This is a genomic window from Flavobacterium sp. (assembly GCF_049318325.1).
Taxonomy (GTDB): domain Bacteria; phylum Bacteroidota; class Bacteroidia; order Flavobacteriales; family Flavobacteriaceae; genus Flavobacterium.
This window is the reverse complement of record NZ_JBMOGQ010000202.1, coordinates 1-2,541: the sequence shown is the minus strand read 5'-3', so window position 1 is coordinate 2,541 and position 2,541 is coordinate 1. Positions and strand designations below refer to the sequence as shown.

General features: G+C 34.9%; 4 protein-coding genes. All 4 read left to right on the top strand.

Annotated elements, in window-relative coordinates; genetic code table 11:
- A partial coding sequence (rpsE, locus tag ACOYLP_RS11695) for a 30S ribosomal protein S5 (RefSeq protein WP_422856347.1) occupies window positions 1–470 on the top strand: 470 nt, incomplete at its 5' end.
- Between the two features lie 12 nt (window positions 471–482).
- A complete protein-coding gene (rpmD, locus tag ACOYLP_RS11690; protein WP_121312865.1) occupies window positions 483–665 on the top strand; it encodes a 50S ribosomal protein L30 in 183 nt (60 codons plus the stop codon).
- Between the two features lie 11 nt (window positions 666–676).
- On the top strand, window positions 677–1,129 hold the full coding sequence (rplO, locus tag ACOYLP_RS11685; protein WP_293889988.1) for a 50S ribosomal protein L15: 453 nt from the start codon (window positions 677–679) through the stop codon (window positions 1,127–1,129).
- A 10-nt stretch (window positions 1,130–1,139) separates the two neighbouring features.
- Complete coding sequence (secY, locus tag ACOYLP_RS11680) at window positions 1,140–2,486, top strand: preprotein translocase subunit SecY (protein ID WP_422856346.1); 1,347 nt, start codon at window positions 1,140–1,142, stop codon at window positions 2,484–2,486.
- The last annotated feature ends 55 nt before the right edge of the window (window positions 2,487–2,541 follow it).

Here is a 2,541-nt window from a genome sequence, read left to right as displayed (position 1 = left end):
AAGATCGTCTGGTAAGTGTAAATCGTGTTACCAAAGTAACAAAAGGAGGAAGAGCATTTGGTTTTTCTGCAATTGTTGTTGTAGGTGATGAAAATGGAGTAGTTGGTCACGGATTAGGAAAATCTAAAGATGTTTCTGAAGCTATTGCAAAAGCAGTAGAAGATGCAAAGAAAAACTTAGTTAGAATTCCTTTGAGCGGACAATCTGTTCCTCACGAACAAAAAGGAAAATTTGGTGGAGCTGCAGTATTTTTGATGCCTGCATCACATGGTACCGGAGTAATTGCAGGTGGAGCTGTTCGTTCAGTTCTTGAGTCAGTTGGTATTCATGATGTATTATCAAAATCACAAGGTTCATCAAATCCTCACAACGTGGTAAAAGCAACTTTTGATGCTCTACTACAAATGAGAAGTGCCGTAACAGTTGCAAAACAAAGAGGTATTTCTTTAGAGAAAGTTTTTAAAGGTTAATTCAAGGAAATTATGGCTAAATTATTAGTAAAACAAGTTAGAAGCAAAATCAATTGTCCTCTTACACAAAAAAGAGGATTAGAAGCTTTAGGTCTTCGTAAAATGGGACAAGTTGTAGAGCATGATTCAAACCCTGCGATCCTTGGAATGATAAATAAAGTTAAACACTTAGTTTCCGTTGAGGAAGTTAAATAACAAATACAGTTATGAATTTAAGTAACTTACAACCTGCTGAGGGTTCTACACACAATCAAAATAAAAGATTGGGTAGAGGAGAAGGTTCTGGAAAAGGTGGTACTTCTGCAAGAGGACACAAAGGAGCTAAGTCTCGTTCTGGTTATTCTAAAAAGATTGGTTTTGAAGGTGGTCAGATGCCACTTCAAAGGCGTGTGCCTAAGTTTGGTTTCACAAACATTAATCGTAAAGAATATCAAGGAGTAAATCTTGACAATCTTCAATTATTAGTTGATAACGGAATTGTTACCGATACGGTAGATTTTACAGTATTTGTTGAAAATCGTTTGGCTACTAAAAATGAAATGGTTAAAATTCTTGGTAGAGGAGAATTAAAAGCAAAATTAAAAGTAACTGCACATAAATTTACTGCTACTGCAAAAGCGGCGATAGAAGCTGCTGGTGGAGAAGCTGTAACCTTATAATTATAGAACAATGAAGAAATTTTTTGAATCATTTATAAATGTTTGGAAAATAGAAGAACTAAAAAACAGAATTGTTTTAACGCTACTTTTGCTTTTAGTTTACAGATTTGGTGCGCACGTTACGCTTCCGGGTATTGATGCTACACAATTGACTAGTCTTGCTGGGCAAACTGATAAAGGTATCGGTTCGATACTTGACATGTTTACCGGTGGTGCTTTCTCTAAAGCATCAGTATTTGCTTTAGGTATTATGCCATACATTTCTGCTTCAATTGTTGTTCAGTTAATGGGTATTGCTATTCCATATTTGCAAAAATTGCAGAAAGATGGAGAAAGTGGCAGAAAGAAATTAAATCAAATTACCAGATGGTTGACCATCGCTATTACCTTAGTTCAAGGTCCGGGTTATATCTATAACTTATACAGAACATTACCTAATAGTGCATTCCTTTTAGGATTTGATTCGTTCTCATTCTTATTTTCATCAGTTTTAATTTTGACTACAGGTACTATTTTTGCCATGTGGTTAGGAGAAAAAATTACAGATAAAGGGATTGGAAATGGTATTTCATTATTAATTATGGTAGGTATTCTTGCTAGATTACCACAAGCATTAATTCAAGAATTTACTTCAAAAATGACTGGACAAACAGTTGGTGGACCAATGTTGTTAGTTATTGAAGTTATCGTATGGTTATTAGTAATTATTTCCTGTGTACTTTTAGTTATGGCTGTTAGAAAAATTCCGGTACAATACGCACGACGTACAACAACTGGAGATTTCGAACAAGATATGATGGGTGGAAATAGACAATGGATTCCATTAAAATTGAATTCTGCTGGAGTAATGCCAATCATTTTTGCACAAGCTATTATGTTTATTCCGGCTGCAGTGGCAGGTCTTTCAAAATCGGAGACATCACAATCTATAGCAGGAACATTCAGTAATATGTTTGGACTTTGGTATAATGTAGTATTCGCTTCATTGATTGTAATTTTTACATTCTTTTACACAGCAATTACTGTCCCTACAAATAAAATGGCAGATGATTTAAAAAGAAGTGGCGGTTTTATTCCTGGTGTTAAACCTGGAATTGAAACAGCAGACTTCTTAGATAGAATCATGTCTCTAATAACATTCCCTGGTTCATTATTCCTTGCCTTGATAGCTGTGTTCCCAGCTCTTGTAGTAAGTGTTGGTGTGCAACAATCTTGGGCAATGTTCTATGGTGGAACTTCACTTATCATTATGGTTGGAGTTGCAATTGACACTATCCAACAAGTAAATTCTTATTTGTTGAATAAACACTATGACGGATTGATGAAAAGTGGTAAAAATAGAAAAGCAGTAGCTTAATTTTTATGGCAAAACAATCAGCAATAGAACAAGACGGATCAATAATTGAAGCATT

Coding starts and splice junctions, on each gene's coding strand:
- rplO (WP_293889988.1), top strand. CDS start 677: ATGAATTTAAGTAACTTACAACCTGCTGAGGGTTCTACACACAATCAA.
- secY (WP_422856346.1), top strand. CDS start 1,140: ATGAAGAAATTTTTTGAATCATTTATAAATGTTTGGAAAATAGAAGAA.
- rpmD (WP_121312865.1), top strand. CDS start 483: ATGGCTAAATTATTAGTAAAACAAGTTAGAAGCAAAATCAATTGTCCT.